The organism is Paraburkholderia sp. (assembly GCF_050742655.1).
Classification (GTDB): Bacteria; Pseudomonadota; Gammaproteobacteria; order Burkholderiales; family Burkholderiaceae; genus Paraburkholderia.
Genome location: NZ_JBOIGG010000017.1, coordinates 38,173 through 59,919 on the forward strand (window position 1 = coordinate 38,173; position 21,747 = coordinate 59,919).

The following is a 21,747-nucleotide window of genomic DNA, read 5'->3' on the forward strand; positions in this document are numbered from 1 at the left end:
GTGATACATTGCGCCATTCATGAGCCGGCGAGGCCCGCCAGCCGTGCCCGACGATCGTCGGCGGACCATGAAACACATCGAAAGATTAGCTTTCGCACAATCCGCAGGACTCCAGCATTTTATTGTCATCGACCGGAATTAGAATCGCGCATCCGCCCAACCGGCGTTCACCACACAAGCTCTCGAAGGAGACCCATCGATGATTGGCAAACCCCTGATCCGTTCGTTATCCGTTGCTGCGGTACTCGCGCTGGGCATCGCCCAGAACGCGCAGGCGGCAACCGAAATCCAGTTCTGGCACGCGATGGAAGCCGCACTGGGCGAACGCCTGAACGACATCGCGAACGCGTTCAACGCGTCGCAAAGCGACTACAAGATCGTTCCGGTCTTCAAGGGTAGCTACGACCAGACGCTCGCCGCCGGCATCGCTGCATACCGCAGCGGCAACGCGCCGGCCATCCTGCAGGTCTACGAAGTAGGCACGGCAACGATGATGCAGGCAAAGAAAGCCGTCATCCCTGTATCCGACGTGTTCAAGCAAGCCGGCGTACCACTCGACGAAAAAGCCTTCGTGCCGACCATCGCCAGCTACTACAGCGACGCGAAGACCAACGAGCTGATCTCGATGCCGTTCAACAGCTCGACGCCGGTGCTCTATTACAACAAGGATGCGTTCAAGAAGGCCGGGCTCGACCCGAACAAGCCGCCGAAGACGTGGGCCGAACTCGAGCAGGACGCGCAGAAGCTGAAGGCATCGGGGATGTCGTGCGGCTACTCGTCGGGCTGGCAGAGCTGGATCCAGCTGGAGAACTATAGTGCGTGGCACGGCGTGCCGTTCGCGTCGGAAAACAACGGCTTCGACGGTACCGATGCGGTGCTCGAGTTCAACAAGCCGCTGCAGATCGCGCACATCCAGTTCCTGCAGAACATGGCCAAGGAAGGCACGTTCACCTACGTCGGCCGCAAGGACGAACCGGTGTCGAAGTTCTATAGCGGCGACTGCGGGATCATCACGAACTCGTCGGGCTCGCTCGCGACGATCAAGAAATACGCGAAGTTCAACTTCGGCACCGGCATGATGCCGTACGACGCGAACGTGAAGGGCGCGCCGCAGAACGCGATCATCGGTGGCGCGAGTCTCTGGGTGTTGTCGGGCAAGGATCCGGCGGTCTATAAGGGCGTCGCGAAATTCCTGGCGTATCTGAGCTCGCCGGCGGTCGCCGCCAAATGGCACCAGGACACGGGCTATCTGCCGGTCACGACAGCCGCCTACCAGCTGACGCAGCAACAGGGCTTCTATCAGAAGAACCCGGGCAGCGACACCGCGATCCGTCAGATGCTGAACAAGCCGCCGCTGCCGTTCACGAAGGGACTGCGCCTCGGCAACATGCCGCAGATCCGCACGATCATCGACGAAGAACTCGAGCAGGTCTGGGCGCAGAAGAAGTCGCCGAAAGACGCGCTCGACTCCGCCGCGTCGCGTGGCGACGAACTGCTGCGCCGCTTCGAGAAAGCGGGCAGCTAACGTGGCCGTCGCAACAGAAGCAACACAGAGGTAAAACGAAGGAGACGCGCGGCGAGTCCGCGCGTCATCGCGCTTCATCCTGCGCACCGTTCATTCCAGCTGGAAAAATCGATGGAAAAGCGCTCCCGCTTCGGCTCCGGTGTCCTGCCCTACCTGCTCGTCGGTCCGCAGCTCGCGATCACGCTCGTGTTCTTCCTGTGGCCCGCCGGCGACGCACTATGGCAGTCGACGCTATCGCAGGACGCATTCGGCACGTCGAGCCAGTTCGTCGGGCTGGCGAATTTCCGCCAGCTGTTCGCCGATCCGCTGTACCTGTCGTCGCTCTACACCACGCTGATCTTCTGTACGCTCGTCACGGTGTCCGGTCTCGTGATCTCGCTGCTGCTCGCCGCCTGCGCGGACCGCGTGACGCGCGGTGCGAGGGCGTACCAGACGCTGTTGATCTGGCCGTACGCGGTCGCGCCCGCGATCGCCGCAGTGCTGTGGTCGTTCCTGTTCAATCCGAGCATCGGGCTCGTCACGTATGCGCTCGCGAAGTACGGCATCGTGTGGAATCACGCGCTGAACTCGGGGCAAGCAATGTTCCTCGTCGTGCTCGCATCGGTATGGAAGCAGGTCAGCTACAACTTCCTGTTCTTCTACGCGGGCTTGCAGGCGATTCCGCGCTCGCTGATCGAAGCGGCGGCGATCGACGGCGCAGGTCCGGTGCGGCGTTTCTTCGGCATCGCGCTGCCGCTGCTGTCGCCGACCAGCTTCTTCCTGCTCGTCGTGAATCTGACCTACGCGTTCTTCGACACGTTCCCGGTCATCGATGCAGCCACCGGCGGCGGTCCCGCGCAGGCCACGCGTACGCTGATCTACAAGATATTCGCCGAGGGCTTTCAGGGCCTCGACATCGGCAGTTCGGGCGCGCAGTCGGTCGTGCTGATGGTGATCGTCGTCGGGCTGACCGTCGTGCAGTTCCGTTTCGTCGAGCGGAGGGTTCAATACTCATGATCGAGAATCGTCGCGGTTTCGACCTGTTCTGCCACGCGGTGCTGTTGATCGGCGTCGTGCTGGTGGTGTTTCCCGTGTACGTCGCGTTCTGCGCGGCCACGATGAGCGAGCACGAAGTATTCAGCGTGCCGCTGTCGCTGATACCGAGCACGCATCTGTTCGAGAATGTCGCGACCGTGTGGACGCACGGCAGCGGCGGCGCGGCCAGCCCGTTCAGCCGCATGCTGTTCAACAGCCTCGTGATGGCGCTCGTCATCGCGATCGGCAAGATCGCGATCTCGATGATCTCCGCATACGCGATCGTGTTCTTCCGCTTCCCGTTTCGCAACACGGCGTTCTGGCTGATCTTCGTCACGCTGACGCTGCCGGTCGAAGTGCGCATCTTCCCGACGGTTCAGGTCGTCTCGTCGATGCATATGAGCAACACGTACGCGGGTCTCACGCTGCCGCTGATCGCGTCGGCGACCGCAACGTTCCTGTTCCGCCAGTTCTTCATGACGCTGCCCGACGAGCTGATGGAAGCCGCGCGCATCGACGGCGCGGGGCCGCTGCGTTTCCTCTGGGATGTCGTCGTGCCGCTGTCGAAGACGAACGTCGCCGCGCTGTTCGTGATCACCTTCATTTACGGCTGGAACCAGTATCTGTGGCCGATCCTGATCACGAGCCAGCAGTCGCTGACCACGGCGGTCGTCGGGATCAAGAGCATGATCGCGTCCGGCGATACCGCGACCGAATGGCATCTGGTGATGACGGCGACGCTGCTCGCGATGCTGCCGCCGCTCGCCGTCGTGCTGACGATGCAGCGCTGGTTCGTGCGCGGCCTCGTCGATTCGGAAAAATGAGCAGGCCCGGCCGGATATCGCAATGAAAATCTCAATGAACACATCCCGCGGCCGTGCGCATCGCGCCGGCCGCCTCTGCACTGAAAGGCGGATGGAATGGCTGCGCTGACGCTCAAGGCTGTCAAGAAAACCTACGACGGCAAACAGTTCGTGCTGCACGGCATCGACGTGGACATCGCGGACGGCGAGTTCGTCGTGATGGTGGGTCCGTCGGGCTGCGGCAAGTCGACGCTGCTGCGGATGGTCGCCGGTCTGGAGAGCATCTCCGACGGCGAGATTTCGATCGGCGGCAAGGTCGTGAACCGGCTCGAACCGAAAGACCGGAACATCGCGATGGTGTTCCAGAACTACGCGCTGTATCCGCACATGAGCGTCGCGCAGAACATGGGCTACGCGCTGAAGATCGCCGGCACGGCTCCCGCGGCGGTCGCGCAGCGTGTCGACGCGGCGGCGAAGATTCTCGAGCTCGGGCCGCTGCTTGAGCGCAAGCCGCGCGAGCTGTCGGGCGGTCAGAGGCAGCGCGTCGCGATGGGTCGTGCGATCGTCCGTGAACCGGCCGTGTTCCTGTTCGACGAGCCGCTGTCGAATCTCGATGCGCGGCTGCGCGTGCAGATGCGGCTCGAAATCCAGCGGTTGCACGCGCGCCTCGCGACGACGAGCCTGTACGTCACACACGACCAGGTCGAAGCGATGACGCTCGCGCAGCGCGTGATCGTGATGAACCGCGGCTACGCGGAACAGATCGGCTCGCCGACCGACGTCTACGAACGGCCGGCGACGGTGTTCGTCGCGAGCTTCATCGGGTCGCCGGGCATGAACCTGCTGCACGGCCGCGTGTCCGACGACGGCTCGACGTTCGAGATCGCTGAAGGCGGCCCGGCGCTGCCGATCGCCGGTGCGCCGTCGATCGGTCGCGAGGTAGCGGCCGGACGCGAATGGATCGTCGGCATCCGTCCCGAGCACATGACGCCCGGCCAGCCCGACGCGGCGCACGCGACCCTCACCGTCGATTCGTGCGAACTGCTCGGCGCCGACAATCTCGCGCACGGCCGTTGGGGCGCGCACGACGTCACCGCGCGGCTGCCGCACACGCATCGGCCGGCGGCCGGCGAAGCGCTGCAGGTCGCGCTGCCTGCAAAGCATCTGCATTTCTTCGATCCGGCGAGCGGACAGCGGGCGAACTGAGAAGCCATGAACCGCGCGGCACTCAAGTTCATCCGGCTGGGCGCGGCGTTTGCCGCGGCCCTGCTGTTGAGCGTGCCGCCGGCGTTCGCCTATGTCGCGCCGGACGCTGCCCCCGGCACGAACGCCGACGAAGCCAACCTCAGCAATCACAACACCTACAGGAACCGCGACGGCGACACCGTGCACGCACCGGCCCGCTCGCTGTCCAGGCAGATCCCGCAAGGCGCGACCGCGCGCTGCCGCGACGGCACCTATAGTTTCAGCCGTCATCGCAGCGGCACCTGTTCTCGGCACGGCGGCGTCGCGGACTGGCTATAGATCGGCACCGGACGGTACGCCGCCCCGTTCGCCCCCGTCGCTTCCCGCTGCAGTCCGTTCCTCGCGGCGAAGTACAATGCCGTCTGAACCATCCGCCCGCGCGCGGGCGTCGTTAAGCCCGGCGCCGGGCGCCCTGCCCGGCCTGTACCGATTACCCATTCACCCTCGATTGCCCGTCCGCATGCGGCTGGCGTCGTCAACGTCTACTGCAAGCAAATGGCCCAATACGTCTTCACCATGAACCGGGTCGGCAAGATCGTGCCGCCCAAGCGCCAGATCCTGAAAGACATCTCGCTGTCGTTCTTCCCCGGCGCAAAGATCGGCCTGCTCGGCCTGAACGGCTCGGGCAAGTCGACGCTGATCCGCATCATGGCGGGCGTCGACAAGGACATCGAAGGCGAAGCGACGCCGATGCCGAACCTGAACATCGGCTATCTGCCGCAGGAACCGCAGCTCGATCCGCAGAAGACCGTGCGTGAAGCCGTCGAGGAAGGTCTCGGCGAAGTGTTCGGCGCGCAAAAGAAGCTCGATGAAATCTATGCGGCGTATGCAGAGCCGGACGCCGACTTCGACGCGCTCGCCGCCGACCAGGCGAAGTACGAAGCGATCCTCGCCACCGCCGACGGCAGCGCGGAACAGCAGATCGAAATCGCCGCCGACGCGCTGCGCCTGCCGGCATGGGACGCGAAGATCGAGAACCTGTCGGGCGGCGAGAAGCGCCGCGTCGCACTGTGCAAGCTGCTGCTCGAAAAGCCGGACATGCTGCTGCTCGATGAACCGACCAACCACCTCGACGCGGAATCGGTCGAATGGCTCGAACAGTTCCTGACGCGCTTCCCGGGCACCGTCGTCGCAGTCACCCACGATCGCTACTTCCTCGACAACGCGGCCGAATGGATTCTCGAACTCGACCGCGGCCACGGCATTCCGTGGAAGGGCAACTACAGCAGCTGGCTCGACCAGAAGGACGAGCGGCTGAAGCAGGAAGAATCGACGGAATCCGCGCGCCAGAAAGCGATCAAGAAGGAACTGGACTGGGTCCGGCAGAACCCGAAGGGACGTCAGGCGAAATCGAAGGCGCGGATCGCGCGCTTCGAGGAACTGAACAGCCAGGACTACCAGAAGCGCAATGAGACGCTCGAAATCTTCATCCCGGTCGGCGATCGCCTCGGCAATGAAGTGATCGAATTCAAGAACGTGAGCAAGGCATACGGCGACCGTCTGCTGCTCGACGACGTCAGCTTCAAGATCCCCGCAGGCGCGATCGTCGGGATCATCGGACCGAACGGCGCCGGCAAGTCGACGCTGTTCCGCATGCTGACCGGCAAGGAACAGCCGGACTCGGGCGAGATCGTGCAAGGCCCGACCGTGAAGCTCGCGTACGTCGACCAGAGCCGCGACGCGCTCGACGGCTCGAAGACCGTGTTCGAGGAAATCTCCGGCGGCGCCGATGTGCTGACGGTGGGCAAATACGAAACGCCGTCGCGCGCGTATATCGGCCGCTTCAACTTCAAGGGCGGCGACCAGCAGAAGAACGTCGGCAACCTGTCGGGCGGCGAACGCGGCCGGCTGCATCTGGCGAAGACGTTGATCGCCGGCGGCAACGTGCTGCTGCTCGACGAACCGTCGAATGATCTCGACGTCGAAACGCTGCGCGCACTGGAAGACGCGCTGCTCGAATTCGCCGGCTCCGTGATGGTGATCTCGCACGATCGCTGGTTCCTCGACCGGATCGCGACGCACATCCTCGCGTTCGAAGGCGACTCGCAGATCACGTTCTTCGACGGCAACTATCAGGAATACGAAGCCGACAAGATCAAGCGGCTCGGCGAAGAAGCGGCGCGTCCGAAGCGCCTGCGCTACAAGCCGATCGCCCGCTAGCACGCGACGCACGACGATTGCGGTTGCAGTTCGGCACGACGGCGGGTACATCGCTTGCTGTCCGGTCGTCGTGTCGACGCTGTGCCCTGTTCGCCTCGTGTGCGCCGTATCAAGCGCACGCGAGACAAGGCCGGACATGCCGCGCGCGACGCGCGGCGGCGACGCTTGACACGTGCTGCGCAAAGCACGACGATTTGTCCATAATCTGATTTCAAAATCCACAATATGGACAAATCAGGAGACGCCATGTCCGCTCCCTCCGCCGGCGCCAACGCGTCGGATGCGCTCACGCCTTATCAGTTACCCAATCCGCCCGAAGCGTTGCGCGAGATCGTCGTCGAATCCGCGATCCCGAAGGACGAGCGCCTGTGGGTGCCGCAAGCCGACAACGTGTGGTTCAGGCCACTGTGCCTGAACGTGTCGACCGGCTACTGGATGAACCTGCTGCGCGTGCGCAAGTCCGGCGTGCTGAGCCGCCACCGGCATCCGCAGGCGGTGCACGGCATGGTGCTGAAGGGCAAGTGGCGCTATCTCGAACACGACTGGGTCGCGACCGAAGGCAGCTACGTGTTCGAGCCGCCCGGCGAAACGCACACGCTGTACGTGCCCGAAGACGTCGAAGAAATGATCACCTACTTCCAGGTGAACGGCGTGATGTACTACTGCGATCCGTACGGCAACTTCACCGGTTATGAAGACGTGTTCACGAAACTCGAGATGTGCCGCGCGCATTTCGAGCGGGTTGGACTCGGCGGCGGATTCGTCGACCAGTTCGTGAGGTGAGCCCGGCGCGTCACGCTGCTTCATCCATCCATAGACTCAAAAGAGCATCGGAGGAGACAACCATGCAGGCCAAGACCCGGCGCCTCGCGCGCATCCAGGTGATCGCGCTCGTGTTCCTGACACTCGCGGGCATCGTCAACTATCTCGATCGCAGCACGCTGTCGATCGCCAATCATTCGGTCAGCGGCGAACTCGGTCTGAGCGCGTCGCAGATGGGTCTGCTGCTGTCGGCATTCTCGTTCGCGTACGCGTTCTCGCAATTGCCGATGGGCGTGCTGCTCGACCGCTTCGGCGCGCGGCTGATGCTCGGCGTCGGGATGCTCGTGTGGTCGGTGGCGCAATTGTTCGGCGGGCTCGTGCAGACGCTGCCGCAGTTTCTCGTCGCGCGGATCTGTCTGGGCATCGGCGAGGCGCCGCAGTTTCCGGCGGGTGCGAAGGTCGTCAGCGAATGGTTCACGCTGCGCGAACGCGGCCGGCCGACCGGCATCTTCACGACGTCGTCGACGATCGGCCCCGCGCTCGCGCCACCGATCCTCACCGCGTTGCTGCTGGTGTTCGGCTGGCGCTGGATGTTCGTCGTGATGGGCGTGCTCGGCATCGCGGTCGCGACCGGCTGGTACATCGTGTATCGCAATCGTGCCGACATTCAGCTCGCGCCCGACGAGGTCGTCCACCTGACCGAAGAGGAACCGCATGCGCGCGCCGAGCGCCGGATGACGTTCGCCGAATGGCGCGGCCTGTTCACCTCGCCGACCACATGGGGGATGATCTTCGGCTTTATGGGCGTGATCTACATGGTCTGGCTGTACCTGACGTGGCTGCCTGCATATCTCGAACACGAGCGCCATCTGTCGATTGCGAAGACCGGCTGGATCGTGTCGATTCCCTATCTGTTCGGCACGCTCGGCATGCTGTCGAGCGGCTTCGTCGCCGACGGCCTGATGGCGCGCGGCGTTTCGCCGATCCGCAGCCGCAAGTGGCCGATCTGCACCGGACTCATCTTCGCCGCGGTCTTCACGGTGCCGGCCGCGTACACGCCGAACACGACGCTCGCGATCGTCTACCTGTCGTTCGCGATGTACTTCATCAATCTCGCGAGCGGCGGCGCGTGGGCGCTCGTCAGCGTCGCGGCGCCGCGGCATCTTGTTGCGTCGCTCGGCAGCATCCAGAACTTCGGCGGGTATTTCGGCGGATCGTTTGCGCCGTTCATCACCGGTGTCGTGGTCGACCGCACGCATTCGTTCGTCAACGCGTTTTTGATCAGCGCGGCCGTGTCGTTCGCGGCGGCGCTCGTCTACATGTTCGTCGTGCGTGTGCCGATCGCCGAACGTACCGACGACGCGATCGCTGCGCGGCCCGCCTGATGTCTCTTTCTTTTTTGCTCATCGATCCATCATGACGTTCCAGCACGATCTTTTCGCAGGTAAAACGGCCGTCGTGACCGGCGGCACGCAGGGCATCGGCGCGGCGATCGCGCAGCGCCTCGCCGGACTCGGCGCACGCGTCGTCGCGGCAGGGCTGGCGCCGACCGATGCGCAGCGCGCGGCGCTCGGCGCATCCATCGAAGTCGCCGCACTCGACGTCGCGTCGAACGACAACGTCGCCGCGCTGTTCGCGCCGCTCTCGTCGCTCGATATTCTCGTGAACTGCGCGGGGATGATCCGCCGCGGCGAAGAGCACGACATCGACGTGTTCGAGCAGGTGATCGACGTGAACCTGACGGGCACGATGCGCGCGTGCTCGGCGGCGCGACCGTTGCTTGCAGCAAGCCGTGGTGCAATCGTGAATACCGCGTCGATGCTGAGCTTTTTCGGCGGCGGCCTCGTGCCCGCGTATGCGGCGAGCAAGGGCGGCATCGCGCAGCTGACGAAATCGCTCGCGCTCGCGTATGCGCGCGACCGCATCCGCGTGAACGCGGTCGCGCCCGGCTGGATCGCGACGCCGCTCACGCAGGCGCTGCAGGACGACGCGGACCGTTCGCGCGCGATCCTCGAGCGCACGCCGCTCGGACGCTGGGGCGAACCCGACGACATCGCTCAGACCGTTGTGTTTTTGTGCTCGCCGGCCGCGGCGTTCGTCACGGCGACGATCGTGCCGGTCGATGGCGGGTATCTGGCCGCGTGACATCATCGACACCATGCCGACTTCCGCCGATACCCGCGACGCCGCTCAAGCCACCGGCACCGCCGCCTTCTCGAAGTTCATGTCGGTACTGCAACTGATCGCGGACGCCGCCGGGCCGCCGACCATCGCGCAACTCGCCGCGCACAGCGGCTATCCGCGACCGACGGTCTACCGGATCGTCGGTGCGCTGATCGGCGAGGGGCTGGTGATCGAGAGTCCGCGGGGCGCCACGTTCGAGCTCGGCCCGCGTCTGCTGACGCTCGCGAGCCGCAGTTGGGAGCGCTCCGATCTACGCGTCGCCGCGACGGATGCGTTGCAGACGCTGCGCGACGCGACTCAGGAGACCGTGCATCTCGCGGTGCGCAGCGGCACGGAGATGGTCTACATCGAGAAGCTGGAGAGTCCGCACGCGGTGCGGATGGCGTCGCGGATCGGCACGCGCGTAACGCTCTATTCGAGTTCGGTCGGCAAGGCGTATCTCGCCGCGCTCGATCCACGCGCACGCGATGCGCTGCTGCAAGGGCTCGTGCTCGAGCGCTTCACGCCGAATACGATCGTCGAACCGGCGGCGCTCGCGGCCGAACTCGACGCGACACGCGCACGCGGTCACGCGGAAGACCGCGAGGAAAACGAAGCGCAGATTTTCTGTTATGGCTGCGTGATTCCCGGTCCAGATGGCGAGCCGGTCGCGTGCATCAGCGTCAGCATTCCGCTCTTTCGCCGCAGCGCGACGCCAGAGGAAACCTATGTCGCGCCGTTGCGCGCCGCGTGCCGCGCGGTCGCCGCGCGGCTGACGCCGATGTGGCGCAGCGGGCAGTAGTGACTGTAGTTACGACAGATGCTCAGACCGGCAGCCCGAGCGCGCGTAACGCCGCAGCCGTCGATCCCGCTCCGGTGTGATGCACACCATGCCAGCCGAGCGCGGTAGCAGCCTGCGCGTTCTTCAGGTTGTCGTCGATGAAGACCAGTTCGTCCGGCTCGATGCCCGGCAGCCGCGCTTCGATCCGCTCGCGCATCGCGGCGAAGATCGCCGGGTCCGGCTTCACGAGCTTCACACGACCCGACACGACGATGTCGTGAAACCGCCGCAGCACCGGGAAGTGCTCCCACGCATACGGAAACGTCTCAGCCGACCAGTTGGTCAGCCCGAAGATCGGCACGTCCGCGGCCTCGAGCGCTTCGACGATCGCGATCGTGTCTTCGTGCACGCCGGCGATCATCTCGTGCCAGCGGTCGTAGAACGCGCGGATCAAAGGCTCGTGTTCCGGAAACCGCGCGATCAGTTCGGCGGTCCCCTCAGCCAGCGGCTGACCACCGTCCTGGCGGATCACCCATTCCATTGTGCAGACGTTCGCGAGAAACCAGCGGCGCTCGGCTTCGTCCGGAATCAGCTTGCGATACAGGTGCTCGGGACTCCAGTCGATCAGCACGCCACCGAAATCGAACACGACTGCCTTGACTGCATTCACCGTCATGCGAACTCCGTCGCAAGCACATCGGACAGCGTGCGCACGCCGATCCGGTTGCCCGACAGCGAACAGCGCGGCCATAGCTGCGTGTAGTGATCGACGATCTGCTTCGGCGTGAGCGCCGACGTGTGCTGCGTGGTGTGCAGGTCGCCGACGATCGTCGTCCGGTAGCCGAGAAATGCCGCACGGCGTGCGCTCGCGTCGACGCAGAATTCGGTCGCGTAGCCGCAGATCAACAGGCGTTTGACGCCGTGCCGCGCGAGCGTGTCCGCGAGCGGTGTCTCGTGAAACGAATCGCCGACGGTCTTGTTGACGACCGCGTCCTTGTCATTGCGCACGAGCCCGGGGTGCAGGTGCCACCCGTCGGTGTGCGGCTCGACGTCGTCGCCGGCTGCGCCGTCGTGCTGCACGAAGAACACCGGCACACCGGACGCGCGCGCGGCATCGGTCAGCCGGTTGATGCCGTCGACCACTTCGTCCCCGCGATACGCGGCATCGGGGCCGAAGAAGAAAGCCTTCTGTACGTCGATGACCAGCACTGCCAGATCCGTCATACCGTGTCCTCGTTACCCCAGCGATCTCACACCGCTTGCGTGCGCGCGTCGAGCCACGCCTTCGCGTCGCCCGACACATGCGGCGATACGCGCGTGCGCACCGTCTCGTGATACGCATTCAGCCACGCGCGCTCGTCGTCGCGCAACCGCTCCAGCGCGAGGCACCGCGTGTCGATCGGGCACAGCGTCAGCGTCTCGAACTTCAGGAAATCGCCAAACTCGGTCTGCTCGGCCTCACGGTTCAGCACGAGGTTCTCGATCCGCACGCCCCACTTGCCGGGTCGGTACAGGCCCGGCTCGATCGACGTGATCATCCCCTCTTCCATCGCGGTCCACGATTCGGCGGCCGCGTAGTGCGCGATCACCTGCGGGCCTTCGTGCACGTTCAGGAAATAGCCGACGCCATGGCCGGTGCCATGACCGTAGTCCGCGCCCGCTTCCCAGATCGGCGCACGCGCGATCGCATCAAGCATCGGCGAGCGGATGCCGCGCGGGAACTGCGCGCGCGACAGCGCCATCGTGCCTTTGAGCACCGTCGTGAAGTCGTGCCGCTGCGCGTCGCTGATCGTGCCGACAGGCACGACCCGCGTGATGTCCGTCGTGCCGCTCAGGTACTGGCCGCCCGAATCGATCAGCAGCAGACCATTGCCTTCGATCGTCGCATGCGCCTCCGGCGTCGCGCGGTAGTGCGGCATCGCGCCGTTCGCGTTGAAGCCCGCGATGGTCGCGAAGCTCAGCGACTTGAAGCCGGGCCGGCGCGCGCGGGCCGCGGTGAGGCGCTCGTCGATGGTCAGCTCGGTGACCTTCTCGCGGCCGAGCGCGTTTTCGAACCACGCGAAGAACTCGGCGAGCGCCGCGCCGTCCTGCTCCATCGTCGCGCGAATGTGCTCCGCTTCGGTGTCGGTCTTGCGCGACTTGAAGAACGTGGACGGGTTCACGGCTTCGATCAGCTTCACCGTCGACGGCACCGACTGCAACACGCCGAACGTGATCCGCCGCGGGTCGATCAGCAGCGTCGCGCCGGCGGGCAGCGCCATCAGCGCGGCGGTCGCGTGCGCATACGGCTCGACCCGCACGCCGTCGCGTGCGAGCGACGCCGCGAGCCCGTCCGGCACCTTGCCGCCGGACACGAACAGCGTCGCGCGATCGAGGCCGATCAGCGCATGCGCGACGAACACCGGGTTGTAGTTCACGTCCGCGCCGCGCAGATTGAACAACCACGCGAGGTCGTCGAGCGTCGAGATCAGATGCCACTGCGCGCCCTTTTCCTGCATCGCGCGGCGCACCTGACCCAGCTTGTCGGCGCGCGCGACGCTCGCGTGCGGCGCCACGTGTTCGTAGACGGCATCAGTGGGCAGCGTGGGGCGCTGCGGCCAGATCGTTTCGAGCAGGTCGACGTCGGTACGCAGGCGGACGCCGCGCGCGGTCAGCGCATCGGTCAGCGCGCGCGCGGCGGCCACGCCGAGCACCGCGCCGTCGGCGCCCACCGTGCCGCCGGTCGCGACGTTCTGCGCAAGCCAGTCGATGTGCGGTGCGCTGTGCTGGCCCTCGGTCATCTTCATCAACTGCACGCCGGTGCCGCCCAGCTGCTCGTCGGCCTGCACCCAGTAGCGGCTGTCGGTCCATACCCCGGCGAATTTGTCGGTGACGACCAGCGTGCCCGCCGACCCGGTGAAACCGGATAGCCATTCGCGGCCCTGCCAGCGGCCGGGCAAATACTCGGACAGATGCGGATCGGCGGAAGGCACCAGATACGCGGCGAGCCCTTCGCGGGCCATCGCACCACGCAGCTCGGCGATGCGCTCGGGGATCGAGGAGATTTTCGGAAGACGGGCATTCATCGGATTCACCTGCAAGCGTTCATCGTCGGGGGAACATGCCGACCGTCACGGCGACGGCGATCAGCGAGACAGCCGTACACACCGGCCATTCGAGCAGGTCGCCATCATGAAAGAGGCCAGTCACGTTGCCGGCCATCAGGCCGAACGCCGCGCCAGCGACGCCGGCCGTGACCGCCATCCACCAGCGGGCGCGGCTCGCGCGGCGTAGCGGATGCAGCCATCCGCCGGCGAGCCCCACTGCGACGCCGAGCACCAGAATGCCGAACCAGCCCATCAGCGAACCTCGCCGCCGTACGGGCCGGTCGGAGGAGCGGGCGTCGCGTCCCCGGATAACATCGTTCTCTCTTTCATTGAAGGTCGGCACCGCTGGTGACGATTATTCGTTTTACGCAGCGGTTCTGTTTAGTGTTCCATTCTCTGTGGACAGTCCACGCGGCCGGATATGGACCGTGTGATCGACGCGGTCGGACCGACCGGAACGCGGTAGCGCGTGTGGCTGCCAGACCCCGATCTTCTCACGACCAGCGCCCCAACAGCCAATCGGCGGGGCGCAACTTTCTTCCAAAGTAAGACGAATCAGAAACAGCCACTACGAAAATCGGTTCCGCGGCGGAACGTCGTGGTCGGGTCGGGGGTGGCTGGGCACCCCGGCCAGGTCGTGGCAATCGGCCCTCATGGTTGCCAGGCGCGGCTTTCGCGGCAGCGCCCGCGGGCCGCTCCGCGCAAGGCGGAGCGCCGGTGGCGCCCCTGCGGCAAGGGAATCGGCGGGATGGACTGAAAGAAACGCGGAAAAGCTATAATATTGGCCGCAACCATAGCCCCGCATATGCAGCTTCTAACGATCGGAATCAATCACCACACCGCGCCCGTCGCCTTGCGCGAACGCGTGGCGTTTCCGCTCGAACAGATCAAGCCTGCCCTTGCGACGTTCAAGGACGTGTGGCTGGGCCGCACCGCCCGCACGGCGCCCGAAGCGGCGATCCTGTCCACCTGCAACCGCACCGAGCTCTACTGCGCGACCGACGACCAGACGGCCCGCGAAGCCGCGATCCAGTGGTTGTCGAAGTACCACAACCTCCCCGTCGACGAACTCGCGCCGCACATGTACGCGCTGCCGCAGTCGGAAGCGGTACGGCATGCGTTTCGAGTCGCGTCCGGGCTCGACTCGATGGTGCTCGGCGAAACCCAGATCCTCGGCCAGATGAAGGATGCGGTGCGCACCGCATCGGAAGCCGGCGCGCTCGGCACCTACCTCAACCAGTTGTTCCAGCGCACGTTCGCGGTCGCGAAGGAAGTACGCGGCACGACCGAGATCGGCGCGCAGTCGGTATCGATGGCCGCGGCCGCGGTGCGGCTCGCGCAGCGCATCTTCGACAGGATCTCGAACCAGCGCGTGCTGTTCATCGGCGCGGGCGAAATGATCGAGCTGTGCGCGACGCACTTCGCCGCGCAGCAGCCGCGCGAACTGGTGGTCGCGAACCGCACCGCCGAACGCGGCTCGCGGCTCGCTGAACGCTTCAACGGCCGGGCCATTCCGCTCGCCGAACTGCCCACGCGGTTGCACGAGTTCGACATCGTCGTGTCGTGCACCGCGTCGACGCTGCCGATCATCGGCTTGGGCGCGGTCGAGCGCGCGGTGAAGGCGCGCCGCCACCGGCCGATCTTCATGGTCGACCTCGCCGTGCCGCGCGACATCGAACCGGAAGTCGGCCAGCTCGAAGACGTGTTCCTGTACACCGTCGACGATCTCGGCGCGATCGTTCGTGAAGGCAACGCGTCGCGTCAGGCCGCGGTCGCGCAGGCCGAAGCGATCATCGAAACGCGCGTGCAGAACTTCATGCAATGGCTCGACGCGCGCAGCATCGTGCCGGTCATCAAGCACATGCACACGCAAGCCGACGCGCTGCGCCGCGCCGAAGTCGAACGCGCGCTGAAGATGCTCGCGCGCGGCGACGATCCGGCCGCGGTGCTCGAAGCGCTGTCGCAATCGCTGACCAATAAATTGATCCACGGCCCCACGCACGCGCTCAATCGCGCGAGCGGCACGGACCGCGACTCGCTCATCGACCTGCTGGGCGGCTTCTACAAACACTCCGGCTCCTCGGAGCGTTAGCGGCGCTCCCCCGCCGTCGCGCGCATCCCCGCGCACTTGCCCGGCGCCCGTTCAGGGCCCGCGCACCGTACCCGATTCCACTCCACTGTCGCCCTTTCCGGAACACGTTCCGACCGACCGATGAAAACGAGCATGCAACGCAAGCTCGACCAGCTCACTATCCGGCTGGCCGAACTGAACGACCTGTTGAGCCGCGAAGACATCACGGCCAATCTCGACCAGTACCGCAAGCTCACCCGCGAGCATGCGGAACTCGGTCCGGTCGTCGAGCAGTACGCGCACTGGCGCCAGGCCGCCGGCGACGCGACGACCGCGCAGGAACTGCTCGCCGATCCGTCGATGCGCGACTTCGCCGAAGAGGAAATCCGCGCGGCGCGCGAACGGATGGAACAGCTCGCCGGCGAACTGCAGAAGATGCTGCTGCCGAAAGATCCGAACGACGACCGCAACATCTTCGTCGAAATCCGCGCGGGCACCGGCGGCGACGAATCGGCGCTGTTCGCGGGCGATCTGCTGCGGATGTACCTGCGCTATGCGGAACGCAATCGCTGGCAGGTCGAGATGATGTCGGCGAGTGAATCGGACCTCGGCGGCTACAAGGAAGTGATCGTGCGGATCGCGGGCGAGGCGGCGTATTCGAAGCTCAAGTTCGAATCCGGCGGACACCGCGTGCAACGCGTGCCGGCCACCGAAACGCAGGGGCGCATCCATACGTCCGCGTGCACGGTCGCCGTGATGCCCGAGGCCGACGAAATCGGCGAGGTCGAAATCAATCCGGCCGATCTGCGGATCGACACGTTCCGCGCATCGGGCGCGGGCGGGCAGCACATCAACAAGACCGATTCGGCGGTGCGCGTCACGCACATCCCGACGGGGATCGTCGTCGAATGCCAGGACGACCGCTCGCAGCACAAGAACAAGGACCGCGCGCTGAAGGTGCTCGCGGCGCGCATCAAGGACCGGCAGTACCAGGAGCAGCACGCGAAGGAAGCGGCGACGCGCAAGAGTCTCGTCGGCTCGGGCGACCGCTCGGAGCGCATCCGCACGTATAACTTTCCGCAGGGGCGCCTCACCGATCACCGGATCAACCTGACGCTGTACCGGCTCGACGCGCTGATGGACGGCGATCTCGACGAACTGATCGCCGCGCTCGTCAGCGAGCATCAAGCGGAACTGCTCGCGTCGCTCGGCGACGCCGACTGACACAACCATGGATACCGCCGCCGCCCTGCTGCGCGCGTCGCCGTTGCCGGCGCTCGAAGCGCGCGTCCTGCTCGGGCATGCGCTCGGCTGGCGCCGCACGGAACTGATCACGCGCGCCGACGAAGCACTCGATGCGACCGCCGTCCTGCGTTACCGCGCGCTCGAAGCACGTCGCGTCGCAGGCGAACCGGTCGCGCAGCTGGTCGGCACACGCGAATTCTTCGGACTCGATTTCGACGTCACGCCCGACGTGCTGATCCCACGGCCGGAAACCGAGCTGCTGGTGGAAACCGCGCTGGCAGCCCTTGATGGCCGGCGCATGCCCCGCGTGCTCGACCTCGGTACCGGCAGCGGTGCGATCGCGGTCGCGATCGCCGCATCGCGGCCCGACGCGCAGGTTTGCGCGACCGACCGCTCGACGCAGGCGCTCGCGGTCGCGACGCGCAACGGCGCGCGGCTCGTCGATCCGCGCCGACCGGGCGGTCCGCTGCGCTTCGTCCAGGGCGACTGGTACTCGGCTTTCGATTCGGCTGCGGAAGCGCCGTTCGACGTGATCGTCAGCAATCCGCCGTATATCGCGGACGGCGACCCGCATCTGACGCAGGGCGACCTGCGCTTCGAGCCCCGCGGCGCGCTCACCGATGAAGCCGACGGTCTGTCGGCGATCCGCGCGATCGTGGCAGGCGCGCCGTCGCGACTCGTGGCGGGCGGCGCGCTGTGGATCGAGCACGGCTACGACCAGGCGGCCGCCGTGCGGGCGCTGCTCGCGGCGGCCGGGCTGCGCGACGTCCGGTCGGCGTGCGATCTCGCGGGCATCGAGCGGATCAGCGGCGGGCTCGCCAGCACGTGAACGCAGGCGCCTGAACCCGGCCGCCGGCTAGCTGTAACGAAATCCGCTATCATTTCAGCCTAACCCCCACCATTTCGGAACCGCAAGGTCAGTCTCATGGACACGCAACAACGCATCAAGCAAATCGTCGACGAAAACGCCGTCGTGCTCTTCATGAAGGGCACCGCGCAATTTCCGATGTGCGGCTTCTCGGGCCGCGCGATCCAGATCCTGAAGGCATGCGGCGTCGACGAACTGAAAACCGTCAACGTCCTCGAGGACGACGGCGTCCGCCAGGGCATCAAGGAATTCTCGAACTGGCCGACCATCCCGCAGTTGTACGTGAAGGGCGAATTCGTCGGCGGCTCGGACATCATGATGGAGATGTACCAGTCGGGCGAACTGCAGCAGCTGTTCGCCGCCGCCTGAGCGGCGCGTCGACTGCTGTTGTCCGCATGACGGTGCCGCTCCCCTCGACGCCACAGGCCGCGGCACCGCGCCGGCTGATCGTCGCGATCACCGGCGCGACCGGCGCCATCTACGGCGTCCGGCTTCTTGAAACGCTGCGCCGTATCGGCGGCGTGCAATCCCATCTGCTGATTTCCAGCGCGGGCTGGCTCAACGTCCGGCATGAGCTGCAGTTGTCGAAAGACGACGTGCATGCGCTCGCCGACGTGGTCCATCCGGTGCGCGACGTCGGTGCGAGCATCGCGTCGGGCTCGTTCACGACCGACGGCATGATCGTCGCGCCGTGCTCGATGAAAACGCTCGCGAGCATCGCGCACGGCTTCTCGGACAACCTGATCACGCGCGCCGCCGACGTCACGCTGAAAGAGCGGCGCCGGCTCGTGCTGATGGTCCGCGAAACGCCGCTCAATCTCGCGCATCTGCGCAACATGACCGCCGTGACCGAAATGGGCGGAATAATCTTTCCGCCGCTGCCGGCGTTCTACAACGCGCCCACGTCGATCGACGAGATGGTCGATCACACCGTCGCGCGCGTGCTGGATCTGTTCGCGCTCGGCCCGGCGCTCGCGCCCGCGTGGCAGGGCCTGCGTTCGGGCGACGACGAGTAAGCGCAGCAGTCAACGGCGGAACGATCGGCGCGCAACCGCAAGCGGGACGCCGCGTCCCTGTGCAGGTCTCGCCCTCGCCCTGGTACATGCCCACTGCGCTCTCGATTCGCAACACCAGCGACACAATCAAATCCACTTTCGACTGTTTATCCGCTGGCGGTTCGCCTCTATATTCAAGGCAATCGAACTCTTACGCCGCGTCCATCGCGGTGCTGCCATGAACCGCCTGCCTACCCTCTTCCTGTCGCACGGCGCACCGACGCTGCCGATCGACCCGTCGCTGCCGTCCGGCGAATTCGCCGTGCTGTCGGCGCAGTTGCCGCGTCCCGAGTCGATCCTGATGCTATCGGCGCACTGGGGCACCGCTGCGCCGGTCGCGAGCACCGCGGAACGCCCGGAGACGATTCACGATTTCTACGGTTTTCCGCGCGCGCTCTATGAGATCGAGTACGCGGCGCCCGGGGCGCCCGACGTCGCGCGCCGCGCCGCCGCGCTGCTCGATGCGCACGGTGTGGCCACTGCGACGCAGCCGCACGGACTCGATCACGGCGCGTGGGTGCCGATGCTGCTGATGTTCCCCGCCGCCGACATTCCAGTCGCCCAGCTGTCGATCCAGCCGCACATGGACGCCGCGCATCACTTCCGCGTCGGCCGGGCGCTGCGCGCGTTGAAGGACGACGGCGTGATGGTGATCGGCTCCGGCCAGATCACGCACAACCTGCGCGCCGCCGATTTTTCCGCGCGACCAGAGGATGCCGATCCGCGCGTCGCCGAATTCACCGACTGGTTCGAGGACCGGCTGGCCGGGCGCGACATCGACGCGCTGCTCGACTACCGGAACCGCGCGCCGCACGCCGCGCTGATGCATCCGACCGACGAGCATCTGCTGCCGGTGTTCGCCGCGCTCGGCGCCGCCGATGACGACTACACGCTGCAGATCCAGTCGCTTGGCACGTATCAGCGCGCGCTCGCGATGACCAACTACGTGTTCGGTAACGCTTAAGCGCGCGAAGTCCAGCGGATAACAAAAAGCCCGCCTGACGTGAGTCAGGCGGGCTTTGTTTTTATTGCGTCGCAGTCGGACGCCGTCGGAATCAGGCGCCAATGCCTTCGAGGATATCGTCCTGGTTCTCGCGCTCGTCGAGATAGTCGGTGCGATAGCCGGTATGCACGCCCCAGTAGTAGAAAATCAGCGCGCAAACGATCACCACCAGCATGTCCCAGCCGTACGGCAGCACATTGCGGCCGCCGAACTGCTTGCTGCCGATCAGCGACAGGATCGCCATCACCGGCAGATAGGCGACGAGCCACCACGCCGCCTTCAGATCTTTGCCCCAACCGGCAAAGGTTGTCTTCGACTGGTAGTAGAAGTACACCGGCAGCGCGACGATCATCAGCAGGATGATTTCGCCCGTCAGCGGCCACTTGGCCCAGTACAGGATCAGCGATGCGCAGACGAACGCAAACGGCGCGATGAACTGCATGCCCGGAATGTGCAGCGGACGCTCGAGATCGGTGGCCGCGCGACGCAGCGACATCAGGCTGATCGGGCCGGTCAGGTACGAGATCACGGTCGCCACCGAGATCACAGCCGCGAGCGAACTCCAGCCACGGAAAAAGAACAGGAAGATGAACGACACGAGCAGGTTGAACCACATCGCCTGACGCGGCACGCCGTAGAACGGGTGCACGTTGCCGAAGATCTTCGGCATCGTGTTGTTGCGCTCCATCGCGTAGATCATCCGCGTAGTCGTCGCCATGTAGGTCGTGCCGGTGCCGCTCGGGCTGACGAACGCATCGACGTACAGCAGGATCGCGAGCCAGTTCAGGTTCAGCGCGATCGCCAGTTCGGCGAACGGCGACGCGAAGTTGAAGTGGCTCCAGCCCTTCAGCACGTCGGCCGGATTCACCGCGCCGATGTACGCGATCTGCAGCAGCACGTAGATCACGAGCGCCAGCAGGATCGAGCCGATCACCGCGAACGGCACGCTCTTCGCGGGATTGCGGGCCTCACCGGCCAGGTTGATCGGGCTCTGGAAGCCGTTGAACGCGAACACGATGCCGCTCGTCGCGACCGCGGTGAACACCGCGGACCAGCCGTACGGTGCGAACGTGCTGGCCGTCGCGGCCGTGCCGAACGTGCCGAAGTTCTCGTGATGGAAGCCCGTCAGCATCAGACCGAGGATCGTCGCGCCCGGAATGATGAACTTGAAGACGGTGATCGCCGAATTGGCGCGCGCGAACAGTTTGACGCCCCAGTAGTTCAGCAGGAAGTAGATGATCACGAGCACTGCGGAAAGCAGTAGCCCTAGCGTCGTGAGCGATCCGTTGACGAACAGGTCATGCGCCCACTGGTATGGCCAGGTGCTCATGTACTGGATCGACGCTTCCGCTTCGATCGGAATCACCGACACGATCGCGATCCAGTTGGCCCATGCGCTGATGAAGCCCACCAGCGCGCCGTGCGAATAGCGCGCGTAGCGCACCATGCCGCCCGACTCCGGAAACATCGCGCCGAGTTCGGCGTACGTCAGGGCAATCGCGAGAATCACGACCGCACCGATGACCCACGCACAAATTGACGCGGGCCCTGCAATCTTTGCCGCCTTCCAGGCGCCGAACAGCCAGCCCGACCCGATGATCGAGCCGAGACCGGTCAGCATCAGCGCGATCGGTCCGATGTTCCGTTGAATTGAGCTCTTCACGTCTTCTCCTGTATTCGAGTACCTGCGGTCTCTGTCTTGTGTCGCCTCGTCCTGCTCTGTGAATCGTCTCCCGGCGACAGACCAGCATGCATGGGGCTTATCCGCTGAATGGGTGCAACCGCCACGCGGCGCGTAGTTTAACGGTTGCACCAGATCATTGCAGTCGAAATGCGGGTTGTCCCTACAAAAAAATCAGGCAAATAGCAAGCTTTGTAAGCAAGACCCGAGCCATCCGTAAAAAACCCCCGCGCGTTACTGGGATTGAGTTGACCTTCGAACGAAATATCCGTATAACGGACGGGC

The 21,747-nt window shown here is 65.3% G+C and carries 21 protein-coding genes; 16 read left to right on the forward strand and 5 right to left on the reverse strand.

Features of this window, described 5'->3' with window-relative positions; genetic code table 11:
* The first annotated feature begins 199 nt into the window (after positions 1-199).
* The 10 genes from ugpB (at position 200) to ACREXZ_RS22500 (ending at position 10,474) form a co-directional block, all read left to right on the forward strand.
* Positions 200-1,525 carry a sn-glycerol-3-phosphate ABC transporter substrate-binding protein UgpB gene (ugpB, locus tag ACREXZ_RS22455; protein WP_431766322.1) on the forward strand — a complete coding sequence of 442 codons (1,326 nt, stop codon included), beginning with the start codon at positions 200-202 and terminating at the stop codon, positions 1,523-1,525.
* 111 nt (positions 1,526-1,636) lie between these two features.
* Complete coding sequence (gene ugpA / locus ACREXZ_RS22460; protein WP_431766323.1) at positions 1,637-2,521, forward strand: sn-glycerol-3-phosphate ABC transporter permease UgpA; 885 nt, start codon at positions 1,637-1,639, stop codon at positions 2,519-2,521.
* Positions 2,518-3,363, forward strand: a complete 846-nt coding sequence (ugpE, locus tag ACREXZ_RS22465; protein WP_431766324.1) for a sn-glycerol-3-phosphate ABC transporter permease UgpE — start codon at positions 2,518-2,520, stop codon at positions 3,361-3,363. Before ugpA ends, ugpE begins: the two co-directional genes overlap by 4 nt.
* 96 nt (positions 3,364-3,459) lie before the next feature.
* Positions 3,460-4,548: a sn-glycerol-3-phosphate import ATP-binding protein UgpC gene (locus ACREXZ_RS22470; RefSeq protein ID WP_431766325.1), complete on the forward strand. Its 1,089-nt coding sequence runs from the start codon at positions 3,460-3,462 to the stop codon at positions 4,546-4,548.
* Between the two features lie 6 nt (positions 4,549-4,554).
* On the forward strand, positions 4,555-4,866 hold the full coding sequence (locus ACREXZ_RS22475) for a DUF3761 domain-containing protein (protein WP_431766326.1): 312 nt from the start codon (positions 4,555-4,557) through the stop codon (positions 4,864-4,866).
* A gap of 216 nt (positions 4,867-5,082) precedes the next feature.
* Entirely contained in the window at positions 5,083-6,747 is a 1,665-nt protein-coding gene (gene ettA / locus ACREXZ_RS22480) for an energy-dependent translational throttle protein EttA (protein ID WP_431766327.1), read from the forward strand.
* 246 nt (positions 6,748-6,993) lie between these two features.
* Entirely contained in the window at positions 6,994-7,530 is a 537-nt protein-coding gene (locus ACREXZ_RS22485; RefSeq protein WP_431766328.1) for a 2,4'-dihydroxyacetophenone dioxygenase family protein, read from the forward strand.
* 62 nt (positions 7,531-7,592) lie between these two features.
* On the forward strand, positions 7,593-8,894 hold the full coding sequence (locus ACREXZ_RS22490) for an MFS transporter (protein ID WP_431766329.1): 1,302 nt from the start codon (positions 7,593-7,595) through the stop codon (positions 8,892-8,894).
* Positions 8,895-8,925: 31 nt separating this feature from the next.
* Positions 8,926-9,654, forward strand: coding sequence for an SDR family NAD(P)-dependent oxidoreductase (locus ACREXZ_RS22495; RefSeq protein WP_431766330.1), 729 nt, complete (start codon positions 8,926-8,928; stop codon positions 9,652-9,654).
* A 13-nt stretch (positions 9,655-9,667) separates the two neighbouring features.
* A complete protein-coding gene (locus tag ACREXZ_RS22500; RefSeq protein ID WP_431766443.1) occupies positions 9,668-10,474 on the forward strand; it encodes an IclR family transcriptional regulator in 807 nt (268 codons plus the stop codon).
* Between the two features lie 22 nt (positions 10,475-10,496).
* Here the strand turns inward: ACREXZ_RS22500 and ACREXZ_RS22505 are convergent, their stop codons facing one another.
* Genes ACREXZ_RS22505 through ACREXZ_RS22520 form a run of 4 tightly spaced genes read right to left on the reverse strand, consistent with a single transcriptional unit; the run spans position 10,497 to position 13,792 of the window.
* Positions 10,497-11,129, reverse strand: a complete 633-nt coding sequence (locus ACREXZ_RS22505; RefSeq protein WP_431766331.1) for an HAD family hydrolase — start codon at positions 11,127-11,129, stop codon at positions 10,497-10,499.
* The gene (locus ACREXZ_RS22510; protein ID WP_431766332.1) at positions 11,126-11,677 is read right to left on the reverse strand and encodes a cysteine hydrolase family protein; all 552 of its coding nucleotides are present in this window, start codon (positions 11,675-11,677) and stop codon (positions 11,126-11,128) included. Before ACREXZ_RS22510 ends, ACREXZ_RS22505 begins: the two co-directional genes overlap by 4 nt.
* A 26-nt stretch (positions 11,678-11,703) precedes the next feature.
* Positions 11,704-13,518 (reverse strand): aminopeptidase P family protein, encoded by a 1,815-nt coding sequence (locus tag ACREXZ_RS22515; protein WP_431766333.1) that lies wholly within the window; start codon positions 13,516-13,518, stop codon positions 11,704-11,706.
* A 19-nt stretch (positions 13,519-13,537) separates the two neighbouring features.
* Positions 13,538-13,792 (reverse strand): hypothetical protein, encoded by a 255-nt coding sequence (locus ACREXZ_RS22520; protein ID WP_431766334.1) that lies wholly within the window; start codon positions 13,790-13,792, stop codon positions 13,538-13,540.
* A gap of 552 nt (positions 13,793-14,344) precedes the next feature.
* Here ACREXZ_RS22520 and hemA point away from each other — a divergent pair.
* The 6 genes from hemA to ACREXZ_RS22550 all read left to right on the forward strand — a co-directional run bounded on the left by hemA (position 14,345) and on the right by ACREXZ_RS22550 (position 19,742).
* Positions 14,345-15,631 (forward strand): glutamyl-tRNA reductase, encoded by a 1,287-nt coding sequence (gene hemA, locus ACREXZ_RS22525; RefSeq protein ID WP_431766335.1) that lies wholly within the window; start codon positions 14,345-14,347, stop codon positions 15,629-15,631.
* A 120-nt stretch (positions 15,632-15,751) separates the two neighbouring features.
* Entirely contained in the window at positions 15,752-16,834 is a 1,083-nt protein-coding gene (gene prfA / locus ACREXZ_RS22530) for a peptide chain release factor 1 (protein ID WP_431766336.1), read from the forward strand.
* Positions 16,835-16,841: 7 nt separating this feature from the next.
* Positions 16,842-17,684 carry a peptide chain release factor N(5)-glutamine methyltransferase gene (gene prmC, locus ACREXZ_RS22535; protein WP_431766337.1) on the forward strand — a complete coding sequence of 281 codons (843 nt, stop codon included), beginning with the start codon at positions 16,842-16,844 and terminating at the stop codon, positions 17,682-17,684.
* Positions 17,685-17,780: 96 nt separating this feature from the next.
* Positions 17,781-18,092 (forward strand): Grx4 family monothiol glutaredoxin, encoded by a 312-nt coding sequence (gene grxD, locus ACREXZ_RS22540; RefSeq protein ID WP_431766338.1) that lies wholly within the window; start codon positions 17,781-17,783, stop codon positions 18,090-18,092.
* Positions 18,093-18,118: 26 nt separating this feature from the next.
* The gene (locus tag ACREXZ_RS22545) at positions 18,119-18,739 is read left to right on the forward strand and encodes a UbiX family flavin prenyltransferase (RefSeq protein WP_431766339.1); all 621 of its coding nucleotides are present in this window, start codon (positions 18,119-18,121) and stop codon (positions 18,737-18,739) included.
* Between the two features lie 217 nt (positions 18,740-18,956).
* Complete coding sequence (locus ACREXZ_RS22550) at positions 18,957-19,742, forward strand: DODA-type extradiol aromatic ring-opening family dioxygenase (RefSeq protein WP_431766340.1); 786 nt, start codon at positions 18,957-18,959, stop codon at positions 19,740-19,742.
* A 91-nt stretch (positions 19,743-19,833) separates the two neighbouring features.
* Here ACREXZ_RS22550 and ACREXZ_RS22555 read toward each other — a convergent pair whose 3' ends face one another.
* Positions 19,834-21,444: an APC family permease gene (locus ACREXZ_RS22555; RefSeq protein WP_431766341.1), complete on the reverse strand. Its 1,611-nt coding sequence runs from the start codon at positions 21,442-21,444 to the stop codon at positions 19,834-19,836.
* Positions 21,445-21,747 lie beyond the last annotated feature (303 nt).

What these genes read in the sequence shown, in the direction of transcription:
- ACREXZ_RS22490 (WP_431766329.1), top strand. Translation starts at nt 7,593, where the DNA reads ATGCAGGCCAAGACCCGGCGCCTCGCGCGCATCCAGGTGATCGCGCTC.
- ACREXZ_RS22545 (WP_431766339.1), top strand. Translation starts at nt 18,119, where the DNA reads ATGACGGTGCCGCTCCCCTCGACGCCACAGGCCGCGGCACCGCGCCGG.
- ACREXZ_RS22510 (WP_431766332.1), bottom strand. Translation starts at nt 11,677, where the DNA reads ATGACGGATCTGGCAGTGCTGGTCATCGACGTACAGAAGGCTTTCTTC.
- prfA (WP_431766336.1), top strand. Translation starts at nt 15,752, where the DNA reads ATGAAAACGAGCATGCAACGCAAGCTCGACCAGCTCACTATCCGGCTG.
- ACREXZ_RS22495 (WP_431766330.1), top strand. Translation starts at nt 8,926, where the DNA reads ATGACGTTCCAGCACGATCTTTTCGCAGGTAAAACGGCCGTCGTGACC.
- ACREXZ_RS22550 (WP_431766340.1), top strand. Translation starts at nt 18,957, where the DNA reads ATGAACCGCCTGCCTACCCTCTTCCTGTCGCACGGCGCACCGACGCTG.
- ugpB (WP_431766322.1), top strand. Translation starts at nt 200, where the DNA reads ATGATTGGCAAACCCCTGATCCGTTCGTTATCCGTTGCTGCGGTACTC.
- hemA (WP_431766335.1), top strand. Translation starts at nt 14,345, where the DNA reads ATGCAGCTTCTAACGATCGGAATCAATCACCACACCGCGCCCGTCGCC.
- ACREXZ_RS22485 (WP_431766328.1), top strand. Translation starts at nt 6,994, where the DNA reads ATGTCCGCTCCCTCCGCCGGCGCCAACGCGTCGGATGCGCTCACGCCT.
- ACREXZ_RS22515 (WP_431766333.1), bottom strand. Translation starts at nt 13,518, where the DNA reads ATGAATGCCCGTCTTCCGAAAATCTCCTCGATCCCCGAGCGCATCGCC.
- prmC (WP_431766337.1), top strand. Translation starts at nt 16,842, where the DNA reads ATGGATACCGCCGCCGCCCTGCTGCGCGCGTCGCCGTTGCCGGCGCTC.
- ugpE (WP_431766324.1), top strand. Translation starts at nt 2,518, where the DNA reads ATGATCGAGAATCGTCGCGGTTTCGACCTGTTCTGCCACGCGGTGCTG.
- grxD (WP_431766338.1), top strand. Translation starts at nt 17,781, where the DNA reads ATGGACACGCAACAACGCATCAAGCAAATCGTCGACGAAAACGCCGTC.
- ugpA (WP_431766323.1), top strand. Translation starts at nt 1,637, where the DNA reads ATGGAAAAGCGCTCCCGCTTCGGCTCCGGTGTCCTGCCCTACCTGCTC.
- ACREXZ_RS22470 (WP_431766325.1), top strand. Translation starts at nt 3,460, where the DNA reads ATGGCTGCGCTGACGCTCAAGGCTGTCAAGAAAACCTACGACGGCAAA.
- ACREXZ_RS22505 (WP_431766331.1), bottom strand. Translation starts at nt 11,129, where the DNA reads ATGACGGTGAATGCAGTCAAGGCAGTCGTGTTCGATTTCGGTGGCGTG.
- ACREXZ_RS22500 (WP_431766443.1), top strand. Translation starts at nt 9,668, where the DNA reads ATGCCGACTTCCGCCGATACCCGCGACGCCGCTCAAGCCACCGGCACC.
- ACREXZ_RS22520 (WP_431766334.1), bottom strand. Translation starts at nt 13,792, where the DNA reads ATGGGCTGGTTCGGCATTCTGGTGCTCGGCGTCGCAGTGGGGCTCGCC.
- ACREXZ_RS22475 (WP_431766326.1), top strand. Translation starts at nt 4,555, where the DNA reads ATGAACCGCGCGGCACTCAAGTTCATCCGGCTGGGCGCGGCGTTTGCC.
- ettA (WP_431766327.1), top strand. Translation starts at nt 5,083, where the DNA reads ATGGCCCAATACGTCTTCACCATGAACCGGGTCGGCAAGATCGTGCCG.